The organism is Aerococcus viridans, from assembly GCF_001543285.1.
Classification (GTDB): domain Bacteria; phylum Bacillota; class Bacilli; order Lactobacillales; family Aerococcaceae; genus Aerococcus; species Aerococcus viridans.
Window position 1 is genome coordinate 398,132 of sequence record NZ_CP014164.1, and the last position, 19,632, is coordinate 417,763.

15 protein-coding genes are annotated in these 19,632 nt (G+C 40.2%); all 15 read left to right on the forward strand.

Translation table 11 applies throughout. The features are described from left to right. The first annotated feature begins 17 nt into the window (after positions 1 to 17). The 15 genes from ftsH to carB all read left to right on the forward strand — a co-directional run bounded on the left by ftsH (position 18) and on the right by carB (position 19,568). On the forward strand, positions 18 to 2,183 hold the full coding sequence (ftsH, locus tag AWM76_RS01850; protein ID WP_003142491.1) for an ATP-dependent zinc metalloprotease FtsH: 2,166 nt from the start codon (positions 18 to 20) through the stop codon (positions 2,181 to 2,183). Positions 2,184 to 2,500: 317 nt separating this feature from the next. Then, the gene (gene hslO / locus AWM76_RS01855) at positions 2,501 to 3,376 is read left to right on the forward strand and encodes an Hsp33 family molecular chaperone HslO (RefSeq protein WP_003142493.1); all 876 of its coding nucleotides are present in this window, start codon (positions 2,501 to 2,503) and stop codon (positions 3,374 to 3,376) included. Between the two features lie 75 nt (positions 3,377 to 3,451). Next, positions 3,452 to 4,381, forward strand: coding sequence for a PLP-dependent cysteine synthase family protein (locus tag AWM76_RS01860; RefSeq protein WP_003142494.1), 930 nt, complete (start codon positions 3,452 to 3,454; stop codon positions 4,379 to 4,381). A 49-nt stretch (positions 4,382 to 4,430) separates the two neighbouring features. Further along, the gene (locus AWM76_RS01865) at positions 4,431 to 4,766 is read left to right on the forward strand and encodes an ArsR/SmtB family transcription factor (RefSeq protein WP_003142497.1); all 336 of its coding nucleotides are present in this window, start codon (positions 4,431 to 4,433) and stop codon (positions 4,764 to 4,766) included. A gap of 228 nt (positions 4,767 to 4,994) precedes the next feature. Next, entirely contained in the window at positions 4,995 to 6,515 is a 1,521-nt protein-coding gene (gene lysS, locus AWM76_RS01870; protein WP_003142499.1) for a lysine--tRNA ligase, read from the forward strand. A gap of 319 nt (positions 6,516 to 6,834) precedes the next feature. Continuing rightward, positions 6,835 to 7,245: a 30S ribosomal protein S12 gene (gene rpsL, locus AWM76_RS01875; RefSeq protein WP_026465805.1), complete on the forward strand. Its 411-nt coding sequence runs from the start codon at positions 6,835 to 6,837 to the stop codon at positions 7,243 to 7,245. A gap of 25 nt (positions 7,246 to 7,270) precedes the next feature. Next, entirely contained in the window at positions 7,271 to 7,741 is a 471-nt protein-coding gene (gene rpsG / locus AWM76_RS01880) for a 30S ribosomal protein S7 (RefSeq protein ID WP_003142503.1), read from the forward strand. 110 nt (positions 7,742 to 7,851) lie between these two features. Then, positions 7,852 to 9,945: an elongation factor G gene (gene fusA, locus AWM76_RS01885; protein WP_060779317.1), complete on the forward strand. Its 2,094-nt coding sequence runs from the start codon at positions 7,852 to 7,854 to the stop codon at positions 9,943 to 9,945. Positions 9,946 to 10,113: 168 nt separating this feature from the next. Continuing rightward, positions 10,114 to 11,301 (forward strand): elongation factor Tu, encoded by a 1,188-nt coding sequence (gene tuf / locus AWM76_RS01890; RefSeq protein WP_003143114.1) that lies wholly within the window; start codon positions 10,114 to 10,116, stop codon positions 11,299 to 11,301. Between the two features lie 382 nt (positions 11,302 to 11,683). Further along, positions 11,684 to 12,508 carry a hypothetical protein gene (locus tag AWM76_RS01895; protein ID WP_039935898.1) on the forward strand — a complete coding sequence of 275 codons (825 nt, stop codon included), beginning with the start codon at positions 11,684 to 11,686 and terminating at the stop codon, positions 12,506 to 12,508. A gap of 14 nt (positions 12,509 to 12,522) precedes the next feature. Continuing rightward, on the forward strand, positions 12,523 to 12,966 hold the full coding sequence (locus AWM76_RS01900) for a hypothetical protein (protein ID WP_003143117.1): 444 nt from the start codon (positions 12,523 to 12,525) through the stop codon (positions 12,964 to 12,966). A gap of 648 nt (positions 12,967 to 13,614) precedes the next feature. After that, the gene (locus AWM76_RS11070) at positions 13,615 to 13,878 is read left to right on the forward strand and encodes a glycosyltransferase (RefSeq protein ID WP_004262511.1); all 264 of its coding nucleotides are present in this window, start codon (positions 13,615 to 13,617) and stop codon (positions 13,876 to 13,878) included. Beyond that, complete coding sequence (locus tag AWM76_RS01910) at positions 13,865 to 14,386, forward strand: glycosyltransferase family 2 protein (RefSeq protein WP_004262514.1); 522 nt, start codon at positions 13,865 to 13,867, stop codon at positions 14,384 to 14,386. The genes AWM76_RS11070 and AWM76_RS01910 overlap by 14 nt, the downstream gene beginning before the upstream one ends. Positions 14,387 to 15,286: 900 nt before the next feature. Beyond that, the gene (locus AWM76_RS01920) at positions 15,287 to 16,390 is read left to right on the forward strand and encodes a carbamoyl phosphate synthase small subunit (RefSeq protein ID WP_004262520.1); all 1,104 of its coding nucleotides are present in this window, start codon (positions 15,287 to 15,289) and stop codon (positions 16,388 to 16,390) included. Next, a complete protein-coding gene (gene carB, locus AWM76_RS01925) occupies positions 16,374 to 19,568 on the forward strand; it encodes a carbamoyl-phosphate synthase large subunit (RefSeq protein ID WP_004262523.1) in 3,195 nt (1,064 codons plus the stop codon). Before AWM76_RS01920 ends, carB begins: the two co-directional genes overlap by 17 nt. Positions 19,569 to 19,632: the final 64 nt, after the last annotated feature.

A 19,632-nucleotide genomic window follows, 5' to 3' on the forward strand; every position in this document is an offset into this window, starting at 1 on the left:
TAGAATGGGGAAAATGAATGCAACAAAAGAGACCTAACAGACCAAATAGAAACACCTTCATCAGAAGTGGTTTGCTGTGGCTGATTATGTTCTTTGCTTTGATGGCATTAGTTAGATCACTAACGAGTGATTCTACTGGTGGTACCACTGAAGAGTTAACACAATCAGAATTCATTCAAACACTTTCTGATGGGGATGTAGAGCGTTTCTCTATCCAATCCAACGCCGGGGCTTACCAAATCCGCGGTGCTTACAAGGATTCGGGTGAGGAATCAAGTGAATCGTCATCGTCAACTAGTGATGGGATTCCAATTTTCCAAGATTTACAACAAAGTTCAGCTTCTGAGTTTGTGGTAAACGTATTGCCTAATGACAACACAATCGCAATGATTACGGATGCAGCGAATGCGACCGGTACTGAAATGACGGCCTTAGAAGAAGACCAGTCTGGTATGTGGTTGAGCTTATTATTCACTGCTGTACCGATTATTTTCTTCGTCGTGATTATGTACATGATGTTCAGCCAAAGCCAAGGTGGCGGTCGAAACAACCCAATGTCTATGGGTAAATCGAAGGCTGTTGATCAATCGAAGAAAGAAGTAAAAGTACGATTCTCTGATGTCGCTGGTGCGGATGAAGAGAAACAAGAGTTGGTTGAAGTGGTGGACTTCTTGAAAGATCCACGTAAATTCCAAGCTTTAGGTGCACGCATTCCAAAAGGTGTGCTTTTAGAAGGTCCTCCAGGTACTGGTAAAACGTTACTTGCTAAAGCAGTTGCCGGTGAAGCTGGCGTGCCTTTCTACTCAATCTCAGGTTCTGAGTTTGTGGAAATGTTCGTTGGTGTCGGTGCTTCTCGTGTACGTGACTTATTCGAGAATGCTAAGAAGAGTGCGCCATCGATCATCTTTATTGATGAGATTGATGCTGTTGGTCGTCGTCGTGGTGTTGGTCCAGGATCAGGGCATGATGAACGTGAGCAAACATTGAACCAATTGTTGGTTGAGATGGATGGTTTCTCTGAAAAAGATAATGTTATCGTGGTTGCGGCAACTAACCGTTCTGACGTATTGGACCCAGCTTTACTACGTCCAGGCCGTTTTGATAGACAGGTATTAGTTGGTCGTCCAGATGTTAAGGGTCGTGAAGCAATCTTGAAGGTACATGCCCGTAACAAGCCGTTCGGTCCAGGGGTAGACTTGAAAGTTCTTGCGCAACAAACCCCAGGATTTACTGGTGCTGAACTTGAAAACTTATTAAACGAGGCCGCTTTAGTGGCAGCTCGTGTAGATAAGAAACAAATTGATATGATTGATATTGATGAAGCGCAAGACCGCGTGATTGCTGGACCTGCTAAGAAAGATCGCGTGATTTCTAAGGTTGAACGTCGTATGGTTGCTTACCACGAGGCTGGTCATACCATTGCTGGTTTAGTCCTAAGCGACGCCCGTGTAGTCCACAAGGTGACAATTGTACCGCGTGGTAAAGCTGGTGGTTATGCGATTATGCTTCCTCGTGAAGACCAAAACCTTTACACAACCAAAGACTTGCGTGAACAAGTGATTGGTTTACTAGGTGGACGTGCCGCTGAACAATTAATCTTCAATACCCAAACTTCTGGAGCTTCTAATGACTTTGAACAAGCGACAGGTATTGTTCGTGCCATGATTACTGAATACGGAATGAGTGAATTGCTTGGACCAATTTCATACGAAGGTAACCACTCAATGCGTGGGGCAGCTTCTGGTTATGCACAAAACAAATCTTACTCTGAACGCACGGCTGGTCAAATTGATGACGAAGTACGTAAGTTCATGGACGAGTGCTTAGACGAAGCAGAAAGTATCTTAGCTTCTCACCGTGATCAATTAGATGTGATTGCTGAGAAATTATTAGAACTTGAAACATTAGATGAACGCACAATTCGCGCCTTATTCGAAACTGGTGAAATGCCAGAACCATTAGATGGCGAACAAGAACGTGAATCAGAAGCTAAATCTTTTGAAGAAGTGAAAAAAGACTTACAACGTGGCGCTGAGCACCGTCAATACCGTAATGGTGAATGGTCTGAAGAAACGACTTCAGAAGACCAAACCGAAGCGGCTGACGATGTTAATGACTCTGATGACGACAGCGACGATCATCAAGGTCCACAAGGGCGAAACGCACATATAGATCAAGACTAAGTAAGGGCGCGAGCGAACCCGACTAGGGTGTAAGAACCGACTTTTCTTGAATCAATAAAAAACCTCCGATGACATTTTATCGGAGGTTTTTCAATGCAATAAAGAAGCGACTTTCCTAATACTTATAAACGTTTTTTTAAAGATGGACTATCTACATACCAATAAACGGGTTCAGCAAACGCAGTCAATATTTAGCAGTTTGCTTTACACCTTGCTAACTATTATATTTTCACTGTTCGCCAAATTAGGTTAGAATGGTAATTGAAAAGCGGCAAGCGAATAATGGGTGCTTAGCACCTAATAATGGAGTGAAATAAATGACAGATAAATTAATTAAGGCAGTAGCCTTTGATGGTGAAGTTCGTATTACAGCTGTAGATGCTACGGGTGTTGTCCAAGAGGCACAAAAGAAACATGATACATGGTCTGCTTCTACAGCAGCTCTAGGGCGTACGTTAGTGGGTACTTTGATGATGGGGTCTGACATTAAAGATGATGCCAAAATCACTGTCCAAATTAACGGGAATGGCCCAGCTGGTAAATTAGTGGCTGTTGCGGACGGTGAAGGAAATGTGAAAGGCTACGTTCAAGAGCCGCATATCAGCCTAGATCCAAACGACAAAGGCAAAATTGATGTACGTGGCGCGGTCGGAACGGAAGGTCTTTTTACCGTAACGAAAGATTTAGGTTTGAAAGAACCCTTCTCTGGTCAAGTGCCAATTGTTTCAGGTGAAATTGCTGAAGACTTCACGTACTATCTTGCTTATTCTGAACAAACGCCTTCTGCAGTTGGCTTGGGTGTCTTGGTGGATACGGATGAAACAGTGATTAACGCTGGTGGTTGGATGATCCAATTGATGCCAGGGGTGACTGAACCGTCTATTGAAGCCGTTGAAAAGGCCGTTGCTGAAACACCGCAAGTAACCGAATTATTGTCAAATGGCGCGACAGCCAAAGACATGATCAACCGTTTGTTAGGTGAAGAAAATGTCAAATTCTTAGATGAACGTGATGTGCAATTCGCTTGTGACTGTAACAAAGACCGGTTTGCAGCTGGATTAGCGACTTTACAAAAAGAAGAAATCACAGCTATGATCGAAGAAGATAACGGGGCCGAAGTGGTATGTCAATTCTGTAATAAACGCTATCAATTCACGGCTGAAGATTTAAAAGGCATTGAAGACCAAGCTTAAGGCCAAGGTTTGCTATAATAGGCATAATCAACAAGGCTATGCAATCATTTTACAGAGAAAGGTTTGAGCTAGAAGATGGAAGTTACAAATTATATGAGTCAATTAATCGGAGAAACACCATTACTGAAATTGCAACGATCAGTCCCATATAAAGCCGCACAGGTATATGTCAAACTCGAAACAGCTAACCCAACCGGATCAATTTACGACCGTGTTGCCTTAAACATGATTGAAGTAGCGGAAAATGAGGGTCGCTTACAAGCGGACCAACAAATTGTGGTCGCAACCACAGCCGAAGTTGCTGCCTCTTTCGCCTTACTAGGAGCGAGCAAGGGTTATGATACAAAAGCCTTTGTCCCAGATACAACCACGCACCATGACTTGACAGTCTTACGCGCATACGGGGCTCAAGTGCAACTAGTAGCCGGTAAACAAGGTGTTGTAGATGCCATGACCCAAGCGCGGGCTTACGCTGAAGCAGGTAACCACCTATTTATCGACGTTTACGATGACGGGGGCAATGCTGCTGTCCATGTAAAAACAACAGGACCAGAAATCATCGAAGCCTTAAACGGCGTGCCAGATGCCTTTGTATCAACCATCGCAACTGGTGGAACGATGACGGGTGTTGGAACAGCCCTTAGACAGGAAAACAAGAATATCCAACTCTACGCGGTAGAAGATAAGGATAGCAAATTCTTGTCAGGTGAAATGGCTAAGCCAAGTGTAGCTACTGGATTCAACCCAGGTTTATTGCCTTTAAATCTGGATACCACTTTATACGACAGTATTGTGGCTATTGATTTGGCCAAGGCCAAAGAAACTAGTCGTTTGTTAGCCATCAATGAAGGTTTATTGGTAGGGCCAGCAGGTGGTGCGGCAGTTGCAGCAGCTATCGCAGTGGCTAAAACACTAAGCCAAAACAAAAAAGTAGTCGTTGTTATTCCAGATGATGGTAGACGATTTGTTGCTGAAGGTGCTTTCGACTTCAATACAATCAATTAACAGAAGTAATTGAGTAAATAAACATTATTAAAAGTGAAAGAAGGCTTTTATGAAGGAAGCAGAAGAACATCTTGAGGATCTACATGGTACGGTTGAACCGGAGCAAATTCAACATTTGAGTAAAATGTTTAAGGCTTTGGGGGATCCGACAAGATTACGCATACTATATTTATTGGGTGAAGGCGAAATGATGGCTACTAAGATTTCTGAAGAATTAGGTTTGGAGCAATCAGCAGTGTCCCATCAATTAAAGAAATTGTTTGAATTGCGGCTAGTAAAGAAACGTAAGGAAAGAAATACGGTCATTTACAGCCAGGCAGACAGCCATGTCCTGCAAATTTTAACGGATGCCTTTACGCATATTAAAGAAGAGGATGACCAATAATTGAAAGCATAAGCAGTTCCTACCATAATAAGGTTTTCTTTAACCTGAAAATTTGGTACAATGCTTGTGTTTTCGTATTCTCATAGAGAGACGACAGTTTATCCGAAAAAACTGTTCTGATAGAAATTGTCGACAAGGGTCGCTTGCTTTTTTGGCAGAAAGTTGGCAATATAGATAAGTATCGAATTGACTAGAGGATAACGATAGACAAAGTAAGGAGTGTATATAGTGACTGAAGAAAATAATCAACATCAAGCTACTGATGCGACTGAAGGGTTGAACGACCAACTACTTGTCCGTCGTGAAAAAATGGCTGAGTTAGAAGAAGGCGGCTATAACCCATTTGCTTCAGGGTTTGAACGTAACGCAGTAGCAGCTGATTTACACAAAAAATATGAGGCTTATGACAAAGCGCAATTAGCTGAAATGGATGACGTCGTAGCCATTGCCGGTCGTTTAGTAACGAAACGTGGTAAGGGTAAAGCTGGTTTTGGGAACATCCAAGACATGTCAGGCAACATTCAAATCTACGTGCGTCGTGACCACATCGATGAAGAGGATTACGACCACTTATGGAAGAAAGCTGACTTAGGGGATATCGTTGGTGTTGAAGGTACTTTAATGCGTACAAACACTGGTGAATTATCTGTTAAAGCGACGAAATTTGTCCACCTAACAAAAGCTTTACGTCCATTACCGGATAAATACCATGGTTTAACAGACGTAGAACAAATCTACCGTCACCGTTACCTAGATCTAATTGCCAACCGTGAATCATTCGACCGCTTCACAAAACGTTCGCAAATCATCCGTGAAGTTCGTCACTACTTAGACAGTAACGACTATCTAGAAGTTGAAACACCTGTCTTACATAACATTGCTGGTGGTGCCTCAGCGCGTCCATTCATTACCCACCACAATGCCTTAGACATGGAATTATATCTACGTATCGCCTTGGAATTGCACTTAAAACGTCTAGTTGTTGGTGGTATGGAACGTGTGTATGAAATCGGTCGTGTATTCCGTAATGAAGGGATCGATACAACGCACAACCCTGAATTCACTATGCTTGAAGTTTATACAGCTTATAGCAAAATGACTGACGTGATGGACCTAGTTGAAGGTTTATTCCAATCAGTCGCGGAAAAAGTATTAGGTACAACAAGTATCACTTACGACGGCCAAGCAATCGAATTAGGTGGCAAATGGCGTCGTGTACACATGGTAGATGCGGTTAAAGAAGTGAGTGGCGTTGATTTCTGGCAAGAAATGACAGATGAAGAGGCTCGCGCAATTGCCAAAGAGCACCATGTACAAGTTGAAAACAACTTTACAGTTGGACATGTCATTAACGAATTCTTTGAAGAATTTGTTGAAGATACTTTAATTCAACCAACATTCGTTTACGGTCACCCAACAGCGATTTCGCCATTGGCACGTAAAAACGAAGACGACCCACGCTTTACTGATCGTTTTGAAGTATTCATTGTAGGTTCAGAATCTGGTAACGCCTTTACCGAGTTAACAGATCCAATTGACCAACGTGAACGTTTCGAAGCCCAAGTGAAAGAAAAAGCTGAGGGTAACGACGAAGCGCATCCACTAGATGAAGAATTCTTAGAAGCCTTAGAAACAGGTATGCCGCCTACAGGTGGTTTAGGAATTGGTATCGACCGTATGGTGATGCTATTAACAGACGCACAATCTATCCGTGACGTCTTACTATTCCCAACAATGAGAAACGTATAACAGTAAGTATAAAAAGAGGCCACACTTTCCTTTGCTAGCCGGGGGAGAAGTGGTCTTTATTTTTTTGAGATTATTTGTTGACGCGACCTTGCGAATGTGATAAATTATATAAGGTGCTTTTTGTATGCAGATTCCTGTATTTGTATCCAAATCGAACAGTCGTGCTGACTGGTACATTAGCACACAAACATTGAAAAGCTGAAATCGTAGCTGTAAAGCGATTTTTATTTTTTCAAAAAAATTATGACACGCTTGGATGTGTGAGCATAAAGTATATACAAAAAAATCACCCATTATTGGGAAGGAGGAGCTTATAGTTATGCCAACTATTAACCAATTAGTACGCAAATCACGCCAAAGCTCAACTAAAAAATCTGGTTCTCCAGCTTTAGGCCGTGGTTACAACTCAATGAAACGTAAATCTACTTCTACAAACTCTCCTCAAAAACGTGGAGTTTGTACACGTGTAGGTACTATGACACCGAAAAAACCTAACTCAGCGTTACGTAAATACGCTCGTGTTCGTTTATCAAACATGATCGAGGTAACAGCTTACATCCCAGGTATCGGCCACAACCTACAAGAACATAGTGTTGTTCTTATCCGTGGTGGACGTGTGAAAGACTTACCAGGGGTTCGTTACCACGTTGTTCGTGGTGCGTTAGATACTGCTGGAGTTAACGACCGTAAACAAAGCCGTTCTAAATACGGTACTAAAAAACCTAAATAATTAAAATTCGAAAGGAGGAGCACAAATGCCTCGTAAAGGACATATTGCAAAACGTGATGTATTACCAGATCCAATTTATAACTCAAAATTAGTTACTCGTTTAATCAACCGTATCATGGTTGATGGTAAACGTGGTAAAGCAGCTACTATTTTATATACTGCCTTCGACAACATTAAAGCTGAAACAGGTAACGATCCAATGGAGGTTTTCGAACAAGCAATCGAAAACATCGCACCAGTTTTAGAAGTTAAAGCTCGTCGTATTGGTGGTTCTAACTACCAAGTGCCAATCGAAGTTCGTCCAGAACGTCGTCAAACTTTGGCATTACGTTGGTTAGTAAACTACGCTCGCCTACGTGGTGAGAACACAATGGAACAACGCTTAGCACACGAAATCATGGACGCTGCTAACAATACAGGTGCTTCAGTTCGTAAACGTGAAGAATCACACCGTATGGCAGAAGCTAACAAAGCCTTCGCACATTTCCGTTGGTAAGAGTTTTCTAAAAGTCGATAATTTATATTGTCGACTTTTCTCTAAAAACGTTATAATGATTGTGGAAACCAATTATTAAACGAATCAAAGAAAAAAGGAGTAAAGATAAGATGGCTAAAAGAGAATTCCCTCTTGAAAAGACTCGTAATATCGGTATCATGGCCCACATCGATGCTGGTAAAACGACGACTACTGAACGTATCTTGTTCTACACTGGTAAAATCCATAAAATCGGTGAAACTCACGATGGTGGGGCACAAATGGACTGGATGGAGCAAGAACAAGAACGTGGTATCACTATTACATCTGCTGCAACAACTGCACAATGGAAAGACCACCGTGTAAACATCATTGATACCCCAGGACACGTGGACTTCACTGTTGAAGTTGAGCGTTCATTGCGTGTATTAGATGGTTCAGTAGCTTTACTAGATGCCCAATCGGGTGTAGAGCCTCAAACAGAAACTGTTTGGCGTCAAGCAGATACTTATAAAGTACCTCGTATTGTATTCGTAAATAAAATGGATAAAATGGGTGCAGACTTCTTATACTCTGTAAACACTATCCACGAACGTTTACAAGCAAACGCTCAACCTATCCAATTACCAATTGGTTCTGAAGATGACTTCGAAGGTATCATTGACTTAGTGGAAATGAACGCTGAAGTTTACACTTCTGATGACGGTAGAGAATACGAAGAACGCGAAATTCCAGAAGAATACCGCGAATTAGCTGAAAAATGGCACACAAACCTAATTGAATCAATCGCTGACGTGAATGAAGATATTATGGAGAAATACCTTGAAGGTGAAGAGATTTCTAAAGAAGAGTTGAAAACGGCTATCCGTACAGCAACTACTAACGTTGACTTCTTCCCTGTAATGTGTGGTTCTGCCTTTAAAAATAAAGGTGTTCAATTAATGCTTGATGCAGTTATCGACTACTTACCTGCACCAACTGATGTACCACCAATCCAAGGTCATGCATTTGACAACCCAGAAGAAGTGATCGAAGTTCGTGCGAACGACGATGCACCATTCTCAGCATTGGCGTTTAAAGTGATGACTGACCCATTCGTAGGTCGTTTAACTTTCTTCCGTGTATACTCTGGTACTGTTCAATCAGGTTCATACATCCAAAATGCTACTAAAGACAAACGTGAACGTTTAGGTCGTATCTTAATGATGCACGCTAACTCTCGTTCTGAAGTAGATGAAGTATTCTCTGGTGATATCGCTGCTGCCGTAGGTCTTAAAGACACTACTACAGGTGATACTTTATGTGACGTTGACAACAAAGTTATCCTTGAGTCAATGGAATTCCCTGAGCCAGTTATTGAAGTTGCTATCGAGCCAGATACTAAAGCTGACCAAGACAAAATGTCTATCGCTTTAGGTAAATTAGCTGAAGAAGATCCAACTTTCCGTGCGTCAACTGACCACGAAACTGGTCAAACAATCATCGCTGGTATGGGTGAACTTCACCTTGACATCATCGTTGACCGTTTGAAACGTGAATTCAATGTTTCTGCAACTGTAGGTGCGCCTCAAGTATCTTACCGTGAAACATTCACACAACAAACTCAAGTTCAAGGTAAATTCGTTCGTCAATCAGGTGGTAAAGGTCAATACGGTGACGTATGGATCGAATTCACACCTAACGAAGAAGGTGCTGGATTTGAATTTGAAAATGCAATCGTCGGTGGTGTGGTTCCTCGTGAATACATCCCTGCTGTTGAAGCTGGTCTTAAAGATGCAATGGAAAACGGTGTATTAGCTGGATTCCCATTAATCGATGTGAAAGCTAAACTTTACGATGGTTCTTACCATGATGTCGATTCATCTGAGACAGCCTTCAAAGTTGCTGCTTCATTAGCGTTACGTAACGCTATTAAAACTGCTAAACCTGTAATTCTTGAACCAATGATGCGTGTGGACATCCAAGTTCCTGAAGAATACTTAGGGGACGTTATGGGTCACGTATCAGCTCGTCGTGGACGTATCGAAGGTCAAACACCACGTGGTAACGCGTTGATGATCAACTCACAAGTTCCATTATCAGAAATGTTTGGTTACGCAACTACTTTACGTTCTGCAACTCAAGGACGTGGTACTTTCACAATGACATTCGATCATTACGAAGCTGTACCGAAATCTATTCAAGAAGACATTATCAAACAATATGGTAAAGGTTCAGAAAATTAATTTTTAAATTAAGACTTTGACGATAGGCTTACTCGCGAAAATCAAGTACCTACTAGCTTTTTCAAAGGTTAGATGCTTGATTTCTGAAGCGAGTTTGACTATAATGAACTTATTGAAAATCTATAAAACTTAGGTTTATATTTTCTATTCTTAGGAGGAATACATAAAATGGCAAAACAAACATATGAACGTACAAAACCCCATGTTAACGTTGGTACTTTAGGACACGTTGACCACGGTAAAACAACTTTATCAGCTGCAATCGCAACTGTATTAGCTAAACACGGTTTCGGTGAAGCTCAAGACTACGCTTCAATCGATAACGCTCCAGAAGAGCAAGAACGTGGTATTACAATCAATACTTCACATATCGAGTACGAAACAGCTAACCGTCACTACGCGCATATCGACGCCCCAGGACATGCTGACTACGTTAAAAACATGATCACTGGTGCTGCTCAAATGGATGGTGCGATCTTAGTAGTATCTGCTGCTGATGGTCCAATGCCACAAACTCGTGAGCACATCCTTTTAGCTGGCCAAATCGGTGTTCCTGCATTCGTAGTATTCTTAAACAAAGTTGACCAAGTTGACGATGAAGAATTACTAGAATTAGTTGAAATGGAAGTTCGTGACTTATTATCTGAGTACAACTACCCAGGTGACGATCTACCTGTAATCGCTGGTTCTGCTTTATTAGCATTACAAGGCGATGAAGCTCAAGAAGCTAAAATCATGGAATTAATGGAAGCTGTAGACTCTTACATTCCAGAACCAGAACGTGACAACGACAAACCATTCATGATGCCAATTGAGGATGTATTCTCAATCACTGGTCGTGGTACTGTTGCTACAGGTCGTGTTGAACGTGGTGAAGTTCGTACAGGTGACGAAGTTGACATCGTTGGTATTGCTGAACAAATCGGTAAATCAGTTGTAACTGGTGTTGAAATGTTCCGTAAAAACTTAGACTACGCTCAAGCTGGTGACAACATCGGTGCATTATTACGTGGTGTTCAACGTGAAGACATCCAACGTGGTCAAGTATTGGCTGCTCCTGGTTCAATCACTCCACATACTAAATTTAAAGCGCAAGTTTACGTTTTATCTAAAGAAGAAGGTGGACGTCATACACCATTCTTAACTAACTACCGTCCACAATTCTACTTCCGTACTACTGACATTACTGGTGTTATCACTTTACCAGAAGACGTAGCTATGGTTATGCCTGGTGACAACGTTGATATGGACGTTGAATTGATTCACCCAGTTGCGATCGAAGATGGTACTAAATTCTCTATCCGTGAAGGTGGACGTACTGTAGGTGCGGGTACAATCACTTCAATCGAAGCTTAATTAACACAATTAAACTTTAAAAATTAAATTTGCAAATTGGAAAGGCGACCGGGTGACGACTCGGTCGCCTTTTTTTGTGTTTCTATAATAGATGGTTCTATAATAAATAGTGTTGGTGAGATTTCATGTTGAATCTCATTGACACTATTTTTGTGAACGCCAAAAGGCCATCTTATCTTTCATGCATGCAAATTTCATGCATGCAAAACAGTTACCTAACGAAATATCATGAATGATGTAAACAAATAACGAAATATTTTGCCGCAATATCTTTTTTTGAACCAAGGGAGTATACTTATGGCAGCGAAATTTAAATGAAATTTGGTGTTTTATGCATAAAAAAATATTCGTTTTATTACTTTGTATTGGAGGCTTTATCCTTTTGGCTTTTATTTTATTTAACCAAATGATAAATTCAAGGCGTTCTACAACAGCCGTTTATTCATGGGATACGGTTCAGGTGGAAAACCCAGATGATACTGTGAGTACCTTAATTTCATTAGACATCGATGATATTTACCAATACGCTTCAGAAGCATACTTGAATGATCCCGTATATTTAGATAATATCATTGCTTTCATTCAAAAAACGGAACAGGCTAATAAAGGGGTATATTTGTTAAATGGCGAACCGGAATGGGCGATTGATCCTGACGCAAGGGAGCTTATTCAATATATCAACACTGTGGATGAATTGAACCAATCGTTACCCAAGGATCAGCAGATTAGAGGAATTGTTATTGATATTGAACCACAAAGCCTGCCAGAATTTGAGTCTAATCCAGACTTACTGATGAGGCATTTTACAGAAGGATTGACTGCAGCGTATCAAGTTGCTAATCAAAAAGGATTAGAGGTCATCGTATGTCTACCGTATTTTTTTGATACGGAAGGATTTAGCGATGAATTAGCGACCATTGTTCAAAGAGCCTCCGATCAAGTGGCCATCATGAACTATTATAGAGGCAAGGAAATCGACCATATAAGCAATGAAGCTAGTTTAAGTAAGCAATATCATAAACCCATTCAAACGATTTATGAGTTACAAGCACCAGGTCAATTTGATTTGGCGGAAATAAATACTTATCATCATTTATCTTTGGATGCTGTGGTAGAGAATTTTAATCAATTAAAGACGCACTTTAGCGACCAACAAGTTAATTTGGGTTTACATGAATACAAGAGTTTGGTGAAGCTGCTAGAGTAAAATGGGGAGAGGACATGAAGTATAATTTTATATATTTGTATTTAATTTTTATTGTTGTATTAAGTGTGGTGATGATGCTCATTGTGTTGTGCCATAGAATATATGTCCATTTTACAAAAGCAAGATTCGAAAAGAGAAAAGACCAATGGCGTGATTATTATGCTAATGACAATTTTGTAGGCAATCAGGACGCTATTTATGAAAAGTTAAAACAGGTAAAACAATTAGTAGCTTTTGAAGCTGTTATCCAAGAACTGAAAAATATGGATAGTCAAGCAGACAAAGTTAGATTGAATGATTTTACATCTAGCATTTATCCAGTATGGGTGGCTTTAGGCAAATCCTACTTAAAGCGGCCACTTATCTATCAGGCTTATTTTGCCTATATCTCTTGTTTATTGCCTTTTCATCAAGTGAACCACGATACCAAATCACTTGAAGCAATTTTATTGAAATAGTTGCGCAAGACTCAGCCTATTGTCAAAATTATGCCTTCAATACTTTAAACAAAATTAGTAACGCTGATATCGTTATTCAAGCATTAAAAGTTTTAAATAATTCAAAGGGTATACCATTGAATACGAAACTAATTTCAAGTAGTCTACTGTCTTTTACTGGTGATTTCGATTAATTATTTGAAAAAATCATTTCATCAGAATATTTTAAAATGGGCAGATACCAGTGACGTGCGAGAATGGGCGTGTGCAGGAGTCGCTACCTCAACACTAGCCCACTATCCAGGACCAGCAACTATTGATCAATTGAAGAAAAATATTTTTTCGAGAGAGTGGTATATTCGAAGAATGCAAGTATCGCTTTAAGCGAATTAGCGGTTGCTCCAAGTGAGTTGAGTATCATATTTAATGGAGATGATCCGTATGCTAAGGAGCAATCAATCTATTATTATGACCAGAAAGGATTAAGTCATGGATGTTAGCGAAGTGATTCAATATACGGAAATATTTTTCTTATACTATTTATTTTTTTATGTGACCTATATTTCAGTTGGGAATATATTTGCAATGGTTAAAATTCACCGAAATCGACAACGCAGGTTGATGATGAATCAGTTAGACCACTAATATTACTATCCAATTTTTATTATCGTGCCAGCTTATAATGAGAGTGCGACCATTCTTTCGACAATCAATAACTTGTTGTACCAGGATTACAAAATTTTTGAAATAATTGTTGTCGATGATGGATCTACAGATGGTACTGGGCAAAAAGTGATTGATGCATTTGATTTTTCACTTATAACCCATCCAATTCGTCTTCAAGTCCCTAGTAAACATATACAAGCGGTTTATGGTCATAAAATAGGACGCATTTCGATTAAATTGATTCGCAAAGAGAATGGGGGGGAATAAGGCTGACTCTGTAAATGCTGGGATTAACGTTTCAGAGTATCCGTATATTGTGTCAATGGATGCCGATGAAATTTTACAAGCGGACGCCTTAAAGCATGCGATTAGACCTTTCTTTGAGGACGCGACTACGGTTGCTGTTGGTGGTTTATTAGGCATTTCAAATGATGTTGTTTTTAAACATGCATATCCTGTGGAAACAAAAATCTCTAAAAGTTTGGTAGCAGCTATGCAGTCACTAGAGTATTCACGAGCCTTTATGGGCTCTCGCATTTTTAGCGATGCTTTTAATGGTAATTTAAATGTATCGGGTGGGTTTGGTCTCTTTAAAAAGGAAGCGCTTATTCGTGTGAATGGTTATGATGTGAATAGTGTGGCTGAAGACATGGACTTGGCTTTACGCTCACATCGGTATTACGTGGAGAATAAAATCCCCTATAATAATCGGTATGTTGCGAATGCAATCTGTTGGACGCAAGCGCCTTTTACTTTAAAAGACTTGGCGAAATAGCGGTCGAGATGGCATCGAGGATTAATACAAAGTATGTGGCAATACCGTACCATCATGTTAAATCCTAAATATGGTTTACTAGGTACCGTATCGTACTTATTCTATTTCCTATATGAATTGATGGTGCCATTTATTGAATCACTAGGTATCATCATTATTTCTTTATCATTCATGCTAGGCATATTAAATGTTTCTTCCGCGATAGCACTTGCGTTGTTATATTTTCTGTTTTGTGTTTTTCAAACGATGGTTTTCTACGTGGGCAGATATTTTATCCAAGACTATAAATTTCTCCGCGGGGATACCTTAAAAGCTTTTGGTATTACAATTCTAGATTCGATCTTCTATAGACCCTATCTACTATTTGTTCGTTTATATGCTGCGATTACTTATAGTACCCACTTGCATAGTTGGCATAAGATTGAACGAGAACATTCGATAAGACAAGCTAAATAAAGCTAGTGCATTTGTAAAGAGACAAGTAGCTTTAAGGAATAAGGACTTGTGCTTGCTTGTTGTCTTTTCATTTTTATACAATATTTGCACATTCTAACCTAAATTAATATAGTAATGAAATTTCAGGAGAACGGATTTAAGGGACTTTTATTAGGATTCTATGAGTAGATTGTATATAAAATTGTAAAAAATGATAATTTTTTACATGATTTTGTTGACTTTGCATAGTCAATAGCGTAATCTTAAAAAAAAACAAAGCAACCTTTAAATAAAGTCCTGTGAGGCTTTCAAGGGGTCAAGTGAAACCATGCGAATGGTTTGTTTACTATATCTTCAATTTACTTGTAGTGTCGTAAAGCGCTTAGCCCTCGGGCTAAGCGCTTTTTTTTATAGTGTAAATGTAAATGGTCATAATCGGTGTGTTCGTTGAAGGTGAGTGAAAAAATGGAAAAAATATTGTTGTTAGAAACTGGTGAAACATTTTATGGTGAAGCTTTTGGTGCTACGAAAGAGGTTATTGGCGAAGTAGTCTTTTCAACAGGAATGACAGGTTATCAAGAATCATTAACTGACCAGAGTTATAACGGTCAAATGTTAACATTTACCTTTCCATTAATTGGAAACTATGGTGTAAATGCTGATGATTTTGAATCTGTAGACCCTACAGTGAAGGCTATCATTTGTCGTGAAGTTGCACGTTTCCCATCTAACTGGCGATCAAAAATGAGCTTGGATGAGTTCTTAGTGGAATATGATATACCAGGCATTAAACATATTGATACGCGTCAATTAACCAAAACAATCCGTAGTCACGGAACGATGAAAGCTAGTTTACTAAATGAGGGGACTGACATTGAAGCTGCGCTTGCGACACTTCGCGCGACAGACTTGCCTACAAACCAAGTAGCGCAAGTATCAACTAAAACGCGATATGTGAATCCAAATGCTGGTAAGAATGTGGTCGTAGTAGACTTTGGTTTGAAACATTCAATTTTACGTGAATTAAACAAACGTGAGTGTAATGTAACGGTGGTACCATATGATACAACTGCCCAAGAAATTTTACGTTTAGCTCCGGATGGCGTCATGTTAACCAACGGCCCTGGGGATCCAACGAGTATTCCAGAAACTTTAGACATGATTAATGAAATTCAAGGTAAAATACCTTTGTTTGGTATCTGTCTTGGTCACCAATTGTTATGTTTAGCGAATGGTGGCGAAACCTTCAAAATGAAATTCGGCCATCGTGGCTTTAACCACCCTGTACGTGAAATTGCTACTGGTCGTATTGATTTCACTTCTCAAAACCACGGTTATGCGGTAGATGCTGATTCATTAGTGCATACAGATTTAGAAATCACTCATATCGAAATCAACGATGAAACGGTAGAAGGTGTGCGCCACAAAACTTTACCTGCTTTTAGTGTGCAATATCATCCTGATGCAGCACCAGGACCACATGATGCAGACCACTTATTTGATCGTTTTATTGAATTAATGGATAACAACAAGAACTTGGAGGGAATATTTAATGCCAAAACGTACTGATATTCACAAGATTATGGTTATCGGATCTGGTCCAATTATCATCGGACAGGCAGCAGAATTTGACTATGCTGGTACACAAGCATGCTTATCTTTACGTGAAGAAGGTTATGAAGTTGTATTAGTTAACTCCAATCCAGCAACTATCATGACTGACACGGAAATTGCTGACAAAGTGTATATTGAACCGATTACGCTAGAATTTGTATCACGCATCTTACGTAAAGAGCGTCCAGACGCGATTCTACCTACTTTAGGTGGCCAAACAGGCTTAAACATGGCGATTGAATTAGCCAATGATGGTATTTTAGATGAATTAGGTATCCAATTATTGGGTACAAAATTATCAGCTATCGATCAAGCTGAAGACCGTGACCTTTTCCGTAATCTAATGCGTGAATTGAATGAACCAGTTCCTGAGAGTGATATTGTACATACAGTTGACGAAGCACTAGCTTTTGCAGAACAGGCTGGTTATCCAGTAATTGTACGTCCTGCCTTTACCATGGGTGGAACAGGTGGGGGGATTTGTAATGACCCTGCTGAATTACGTGAAATTGTTGCTAAGGGCCTTAAATTATCGCCTGTAAACCAATGTTTGATTGAAATTTCAATCGCTGGTTACAAGGAAATCGAATACGAAGTAATGCGTGATAGCGCAGATAATGCTTTGGTTGTTTGTAACATGGAAAACTTTGACCCAGTTGGTATTCATACAGGAGATTCAATTGTTTTCGCACCGACCTTGACTCTAACAGACTACGAAAACCAAATTTTGCGCGATGCATCATTAAAGATTATCCGTGCCTTAGGTATTGAAGGTGGTTGCAATGTCCAATTAGCCTTAGATCCAAACAGCTTCAATTACTACGTTATTGAAGTAAACCCACGGGTGAGCCGTTCTTCAGCGCTTGCATCTAAAGCAACTGGTTATCCAATCGCTAAAATTGCAGCCAAAATCGCAGTAGGGTTAACACTTGATGAAATGATCAACCCTGTAACAGGTACAACCTTAGCCGAATTTGAACCAGCTTTGGACTATGTGGTTGCGAAGATTCCACGTTGGCCATTCGATAAATTCGAGAAAGGTGATCGTCAGTTAGGTACTCAAATGAAAGCCACTGGTGAAGTCATGGCTATTGGTACGAACCTTGAAGAAGCGCTGTTAAAAGCTGTCCGTTCACTAGAAATTGGTGCTGAACACATGGCAACAACTGCTAGTCGCGAAGCTGATGAAGTAACCTTAATTGATAAGATTCCACGTGCACAAGATGACCGCATCTTCTACTTAGCTGAAGCTTTGCGCCGCGGATATACCATTGAACAATTGCATGACATGACAAAAATTAATCTCTATTTCCTAGATGTTTTAATGCACATTGTAGAATTAGAAAATACACTTGAAGCCAATAAAGAAGATGTTGCTGTCTTAAAAGAAGCAAAACGTTATGGTTTCTCTGATTTAGCCATCTCTAGACTATGGGAAAATGATTTAGCAGATGTACGTGACTTACGAGCTGCAAACGGCATTTGCCCAGTCTACAAAACCGTTGACACCTGTGCGGCCGAGTTTGAATCGAACACACCATACTACTATTCTACCTATAGTGCTGATAACGAAAGTATGCCTTCAGACAAAAAGACTGTTTTAGTATTAGGTTCAGGTCCCATCCGTATCGGTCAAGGGGTAGAATTTGACTACGCCACAGTTCACTCTGTTAAAGCAATCCAACAAGCTGGCTACGAAGCGATTATCATGAATAACAACCCAGAAACAGTTTCAACTGATTTCTCTATTTCGGATAAACTTTACTTCGAACCACTTACTTTAGAAGACGTACTACATGTCATCGACCTTGAACAACCAGAAGGGGTTATTGTACAATTTGGTGGTCAAACAGCGATAAATCTAGCTGAACCATTACATGCATTAGGTATTCCTATCTTAGGGACAACCGTAGAAGACTTAGATCGTGCTGAAGACCGTGACTTGTTCGAGCAAGCCTTAACAGACTTAGGAATCCCTCAACCAGAAGGTTTTACAGCAATGTCTGTAGAAGATGCTTTACAAATCCCAAGTAAGATTGGTTATCCAGTCTTAGTACGTCCAAGTTATGTCTTAGGTGGGCGTGGTATGGAAATCGTGGATAACGATGCCGACTTACGCAGCTATATGGAAGATGCCATGATTGCCTCTCCAGACCGTCCAATTTTGATTGACCATTATGTAGTGGGTACCGAAGTCGAAGTCGATGCAATTTGTGACGGTGAAAATGTCTTAATCCCAGGAATTATGGAACATATCGAACGTTCTGGGGTCCACTCAGGTGACTCTATGGCCGTTTATCCTTCACAAAGTCTATCTGATGAGGTGAAGGCGACCATCGTCGATTACACTGAACGTCTATCTTTTGGCTTAAATTGCTTGGGTATGATGAATATTCAATTCATTGTTCAAGATGGCCAAGTTTATGTGATTGAAGTAAATCCACGTGCCAGCCGTACAGTACCTTTCTTGAGTAAGGTAACGGGTATTCCAATGGCACAAGTAGCAACGCGTGCTATCCTTGGCGAAAGCATTATTGACCAAGGTTACCAACCAGGTCTTTACGCTGAAGGCAACATGGTTCATGTAAAAGCACCAGTATTCTCATTCACTAAATTGAACCTAGTTGATCCGCAATTAGGACCAGAAATGAAATCAACTGGTGAAGTGATGGGTTCAGATATCAACCTTCAAAAAGCACTATACAAGGCCTTTGCAGGTAGCAACATCCACGTCAATGATTTCGGTAATGTCTTGTTCACAATTACCAAGGCTGATGTAGCAGAAAGTTTGGCATTGGCACAACGTTTCCGTCAAATTGGCTTCAGTGTCATGGTAACGGGCGACATGCAAGCGGAATTTGAAGCTGCAGATATTGATACTGTTGCAGTGACCTCAAATGAAGTAACAGACGAAAAAGAAATTGAGCAAACATTAGTGAACTTGATTACCGAAGAACGTGCACAAATTATCATTAATACATGGGGTCGCGCGCGACACGACCAAAACTCGGGTCAATTAATTCGTAAAGCTGCCATCGAGCGTGGTGTGCCACTATTAACATCCATCGATACAGCAGAAGCAATTCTATACGTATTGGAAGACCGCGGTTTCCAAATCAATGCGTTAGTATAAACCGCTATCTGATTTGAAACTTTAGGCAAAATAAAAAGGTAGTCCGAAAGTACATGAAACTTTC

Excerpts from the sequence above, each read along its gene's own strand:
- ftsH (WP_003142491.1), top strand. The coding sequence starts at position 18 with ATGCAACAAAAGAGACCTAACAGACCAAATAGAAACACCTTCATCAGA.
- hslO (WP_003142493.1), top strand. The coding sequence starts at position 2,501 with ATGACAGATAAATTAATTAAGGCAGTAGCCTTTGATGGTGAAGTTCGT.
- AWM76_RS01860 (WP_003142494.1), top strand. The coding sequence starts at position 3,452 with ATGGAAGTTACAAATTATATGAGTCAATTAATCGGAGAAACACCATTA.
- AWM76_RS01865 (WP_003142497.1), top strand. The coding sequence starts at position 4,431 with ATGAAGGAAGCAGAAGAACATCTTGAGGATCTACATGGTACGGTTGAA.
- rpsL (WP_026465805.1), top strand. The coding sequence starts at position 6,835 with ATGCCAACTATTAACCAATTAGTACGCAAATCACGCCAAAGCTCAACT.
- rpsG (WP_003142503.1), top strand. The coding sequence starts at position 7,271 with ATGCCTCGTAAAGGACATATTGCAAAACGTGATGTATTACCAGATCCA.
- fusA (WP_060779317.1), top strand. The coding sequence starts at position 7,852 with ATGGCTAAAAGAGAATTCCCTCTTGAAAAGACTCGTAATATCGGTATC.
- tuf (WP_003143114.1), top strand. The coding sequence starts at position 10,114 with ATGGCAAAACAAACATATGAACGTACAAAACCCCATGTTAACGTTGGT.
- AWM76_RS01900 (WP_003143117.1), top strand. The coding sequence starts at position 12,523 with ATGAAGTATAATTTTATATATTTGTATTTAATTTTTATTGTTGTATTA.
- AWM76_RS01910 (WP_004262514.1), top strand. The coding sequence starts at position 13,865 with ATGGGGGGGAATAAGGCTGACTCTGTAAATGCTGGGATTAACGTTTCA.
- AWM76_RS01920 (WP_004262520.1), top strand. The coding sequence starts at position 15,287 with ATGGAAAAAATATTGTTGTTAGAAACTGGTGAAACATTTTATGGTGAA.
- carB (WP_004262523.1), top strand. The coding sequence starts at position 16,374 with ATGCCAAAACGTACTGATATTCACAAGATTATGGTTATCGGATCTGGT.